The following is a 4,992-nucleotide window of genomic DNA, read 5'->3' on the forward strand; positions in this document are numbered from 1 at the left end:
GCTGGCAGTGACCCCACTGACGAGAGAGCCATTACCGTCATACAACGCTATCAGATATATATTCAATCCTTTCAGAGATGATGGAACAAAGTTTGAAGTGAGATATCCAGAATCCCTGGTGCCCATATACTGATAGGTATCATCCCATACCCCCCAGTCACGGGAGATTTCTGACAGACGGGTCGCTTCTCCGGATATAGAATTTTCTGCACGGTGTAGATCTTCTGAGGAATACTCCTGCTCAAGTGCAGAAAGGCTCCCCATCACCGTATATTCAAAGGTGACAAACAGAATTGCAGCGACCGCAAGTATGGTTACTGCAATGATGAGAATTGTCTGTGCATAAAGCCGCATCTCATGAACCCCCGTTTAGATACTGAGAACGATCAGAGAAGATTTCCTGGCCTGAACAATACCAATTCAATTCGTTGCCATAGACGATGGTCTCTGATTTCCATCAGGTCATGGCAGGTTCAGGTCAGGTCCACTGCATGTGATGAATCAGGCGTTTTTACCTGAAAACTAAAGGTATGAAGATTCCCTGATTCGGTGAGAACGACCCCGGTATAACTTCCATAAAGCAGTTGAAATGAGGACTGCCCAAGTGCTGAAGTAACATCATTGCCAACGATCTTTCCCCCACTCTTGATAGTAACCCGAATTCCGGGGAGCGGTTTATTTCCCCTTCGAAGGATGATTGTAATGTTACCAATGCCTTTTCGAATCGAAGGGATCTCAGGGATTTCATAGGTATTAGGAGCACGGATGTGACTTTTGTCATAGATGCGACAACCGGTTACAAATCGGGTGGACACTTCCGGAGCAGTTGGATAGAATGTAAACTGATGACTGTCCTTGAGAAAGAGGATACTTTTGTCACCATATAGGACTCCTGACCTATCGATATAGATGCCACCCTCGGGTTCTCCATTCTGAAAGATCAAAAATGCCCGATGCCCATCCTGGCCGGTTGCTGATGCAATGCCATTCATTTTGGAGGCACGTGCCTGTCGGATCAGTTCGGGGAGCAACCATGTACCGATGGGACGGGTATTTTCAATGATGAAATTGAGTGGAATATTCTCATCGAAGTCCCCCAGATCTTTTGGGATGTCAGTAGCTGCTTCCTGATATTTTTCTTCATATTCCCTGATATCCTCCCTGGCCTCTCCCTCGTTACTGATGTCGCGACCTGTTGCCTTGCAACTGACGAGTTGCCCATCAGTAGCGAATACTCCTTCGATATGCCATGAGTAGGTGAGCGGGCTTCCATCTGATGCGGTAATGGACTGCTGGAGATCCACGGTTCCATTGTCCGGTGTCAGGAGGTTAATGGCACCTAGGAGTTCGTCATGATCCTCCGGTGAGAGATCAGAGAGGAACTTCCTTCCGATCATATCAGTTGGAGCTCCCCCATACTGGCTGGAAAAAGATTCATTTGAGTGGATAATTGTCAGGTCAGGGAGGAAGTCTACCAGGTACTCACTTTGAACCGTGAGAACTGACTGATAGAGTTTCTCTCGTGCTGCCAATTCTTCCTGCACATCTTTTTTATCAGCGACCTGAAGGATACGCTGCTCAAGGATTGCAAACTGTTCAAAGGGATCGCTACCCTTCCGGATATAATAGTCAGCCCCGTGATTGAGAGCCTCAATGACGACTTCTTCTTTTCCTTTTCCCGTAAAGAGGAGAAATGGGATATTTCCAAAATTTTTCCTGATATACTTCAGAAGGGTTACTCCATTCATATCCTGCATCTGATAGTCGGATACGATGACCTGAAAGGAGCCCTTTTCAAGAGCTTCAATCGCTTCCCGCCCTGAACTCACACAGGTCAGTTCGACCTTCCCTGAATGGCCTAAGTATTCCTGGGCAAGCATCAGATGTGGGATCTCATCATCGACATACAGAACCTGAATTGGCATATTTGAGCCTAGTATTGTTAGTTTAATCTTTTAAAGGATAATTGTTTCCGTATGTGAAAGAATTTTAAAGCCGCCTGAATTCACAAAATTAAGGAGAAGGGATCTTTCGTCGAATTCTGAATCTACGAAATTCTTTAATTGGACCATCCAACCTGCTAGTAAGTACCAAATAAAATAGAGTGGGGAAATGTTTCGAGAATAAAATTCACCCTATCTGACCCCATCATTGCTTTTACATTCTGTACAAACGGAATCACTATCCGAACAAGCCGGAGTAGAACCATCGCATTTTACCAGAATACTCTGTTCATAACCCAATTTCCACTTTATGTTATTCCAGAACCTATTTGTCCAGAACGGAGAGTTGGTAGTTGGATCGAGATAAAATTTCGTCGGCTGGCACCGATACTGCTCAACCATTCCGGACCCGGAAAATTCATTCCAAGGCAAACTGGAACTACCAACAGGGATCGAAAATGCCTTCCCCGCAGAGTTAGTATAGGTAAACTGGGCAACACATGTTGCCTTCCCCTTACTATCATATGTAGGAGATTTACATTTACATACTGAACCCTGTACGTACACTGGAATTACTACACCGCCTCCGCTATCCTCATCAGATTCATCAATTGTACATGAGGTTGAGACATTACCACTTACGTAAAATTCCAGATCATTATAATCCTTATCCCCACCCTGCCAGTAATCTTCAAAGGTTACTAGATATTTATGATATGTACCCGTGCTATTTTTCAGGGTTATTGCTCCATGGATAATTTTATCAGGGTTTCGCGAAGCTGGACCGGAGTAGTAGGTCTTTCCATTTGCCGTATCACTAAAGATGAGTTCCTGCCCTGGAGTAAATGTCCCCAGATTCCAGACAGTACCAAACGCTGTACCTGGGGGAACACCTTCAGTCGTATTCTTGCCTAATGAAACACTTTTTGGGCTAGATAACGCAAATGCATTTGTATATCCAGCATCAGAATATGCAAAATCAACAATCACATCACTCGTCGCATCCAGAACACACAGTTGGGCACCCAATCCACCGGTGTCTATCGGAATAACAGCAGTTGCAGTGGGAGTAGGGGTCATCGTAGGAGTTACAGTCGGGGTCGAAGTAGTGTTAACCCCAAGATTTGCAAACCATTCAGGATCCTGCTTATTAGCTTTGTTATCATCAACAATTACCTGAAAGTCACCAACTCCTTTTTCAGCACTGGAAATCGTCCCACCAAGAGAGGAACCGTAAGGAACATCTCCGACATAGATATCAATTCCCCTCGGTTTTCCTTGCCCGGTATTGTTCTCAAGCGCACTCACAACCCCAATACAGGATATTCCTAAAACAAACATAATGCAAAGGCACATTATGCAATTGGTTTTGAAAACTCGATACATCTTGTCACCTCTAATTTGTACTATTTTTCATACCATACCAAATTACAACTGCATCGCCATTTTTCATACTCGTGGAGGAGTTATATGAATTATCAGAAGTGTTATTCGGGAAACAAATTTCGTCTCTTGAAAGCCCTGCAAATTTCTCTCCAGTATAGAACCAAGTGCCATAAGCCCTTATACGCTCAAAAGGAGTCCCATTCGAGTATTCAGTCCTTATCCAGTAGATAAATTTTTGAGGATCCAGTGAATCCCCTCCTTCATGCCTGATAACGATTACAAACGAGCTTCCATTACAATCGAGGCATGATGAACTCAACACTGCTTTCTCCTTCGATTGAGGTGGAGCAGTGGAAAATAAAAAAACTCCGACAATCCCAATACCAACTATCACTATGGCAACTAAGAGGATTACTCCTACGATTTCTGAAATACCATTCTCTGTTTTCATAAGATCTACTCACATACCCCTGAAGCGATTGATCTTCCCAATCGCCATTCAACCTGCTTAAAAAATGTCACAGTAATGAGATCTTTTTCAGAACCATCTGAATCAAATTGCTCCAATGTTCCGGTTGTATTTGATCCAACAAAGTTATTCCAGGGTTTTCCACTATCATGAATAGGAATAGAATAAATTTTTTCAGTCCCATCTGCATTCTTGCCGAGAGAATAGGTAAATACTGCCTGACATTCTCCATAACATCCTGCAGGGCATGAAACACTTTTCAGGATTGGAGTCAATTCTCCAGTCGGATCATAACACTCAGTCGGGTTGTTTTCTTTTACACAGGTACTATTCCGGATTTCATTTTTAAAGTCAGCCTTAATCATCGGTGAATTGTACGGATAGTATCTGACATCCATCCCAGCAGGCTTCGAGGAACTATTAAACCTGAATCTGATGGTTTCTCCACTCATCCAATAATCAGAAGTTGACCAAGTTTCTCTACTTGAAGTGCCACTATCACCAATATCAGAAAACATACAATCTTCAGGAGTTCCTTTATAAACCCACCAAGGAATAGTCCTTTTTACTATTCCATCTTCAGTCTGGAGATAAAAACGGGTATTGTTCCTTGCTAAAGGTTCACCACCCCCATGATACACGATGATCTCATACGTACTAGTATCATTCAGATCACACCGCACACAGTACGAACTAATTGAAGCCTTAGGGGTCTTCTCTGGGGTTGGTGTTGATAGTAGGATCACTCCGAGAATCGCCATTCCCCCCATTACTATGCCTATCAGAACGACTGCCCCAATTATTTCTGATACAGCATATTCATTTTTCAATTCACAAGCCCCCTTCGGCAAACACTGTGGTCTTTCTATCAGAACTTATACTTTTGCAGGAAACTCGGACATATATTATTTAAATTAAATATTTGAAGAAGAAATAACCAAATTTTGAGGAGATCTGCACAAAAAATTAACTCCGTATATTATTGGGAATATGTGATACAATTATTGATCAAACTAAAATTAAGTACTGGAAACATCCGTCCCAAACTGATTCATAGCGAGAGTGATATTCTCCCCAGATAAAGTCTTTGAAATGATTGTAACAGTATCTACCGGGGTGGAATAGGAGGTTTTATTGATTCGGATAGTATCACCGATAGTATATGATAAATTTGAGGTGAGAGATTCAAAGATA

Annotated in this window: 5 protein-coding genes; all 5 read right to left on the bottom strand. The window is 42.7% G+C overall.

Annotation, left to right across the window (positions count from 1 at the left end):
* Positions 1-354, bottom strand: a 354-nt coding sequence (locus LUQ50_RS06850; RefSeq protein WP_300038149.1) for a CHASE4 domain-containing protein, incomplete at its 3' end; no start/stop codon positions are given.
* A gap of 119 nt (positions 355-473) precedes the next feature.
* Complete coding sequence (locus LUQ50_RS06855) at positions 474-1,925, bottom strand: response regulator (protein ID WP_300038152.1); 1,452 nt, start codon at positions 1,923-1,925, stop codon at positions 474-476.
* A gap of 210 nt (positions 1,926-2,135) precedes the next feature.
* Positions 2,136-3,284, bottom strand: a complete 1,149-nt coding sequence (locus tag LUQ50_RS06860) for a DUF4114 domain-containing protein (protein WP_300038155.1) — start codon at positions 3,282-3,284, stop codon at positions 2,136-2,138.
* A gap of 55 nt (positions 3,285-3,339) precedes the next feature.
* Complete coding sequence (locus LUQ50_RS06865) at positions 3,340-3,780, bottom strand: type IV pilin N-terminal domain-containing protein (RefSeq protein ID WP_300038158.1); 441 nt, start codon at positions 3,778-3,780, stop codon at positions 3,340-3,342.
* A 5-nt stretch (positions 3,781-3,785) separates the two neighbouring features.
* A complete protein-coding gene (locus tag LUQ50_RS06870) occupies positions 3,786-4,628 on the bottom strand; it encodes a type IV pilin N-terminal domain-containing protein (protein ID WP_300038160.1) in 843 nt (280 codons plus the stop codon).
* Positions 4,629-4,992: the final 364 nt, after the last annotated feature.

The organism is Methanospirillum sp. (assembly GCF_028679455.1).
In the GTDB taxonomy this organism is placed as follows: Archaea; Halobacteriota; Methanomicrobia; order Methanomicrobiales; family Methanospirillaceae; genus Methanospirillum.

Excerpts from the sequence above, each read along its gene's own strand:
- LUQ50_RS06855 (WP_300038152.1), bottom strand. The coding sequence starts at position 1,925 with ATGCCAATTCAGGTTCTGTATGTCGATGATGAGATCCCACATCTGATG.
- LUQ50_RS06865 (WP_300038158.1), bottom strand. The coding sequence starts at position 3,780 with ATGAAAACAGAGAATGGTATTTCAGAAATCGTAGGAGTAATCCTCTTA.
- LUQ50_RS06860 (WP_300038155.1), bottom strand. The coding sequence starts at position 3,284 with ATGTTTGTTTTAGGAATATCCTGTATTGGGGTTGTGAGTGCGCTTGAG.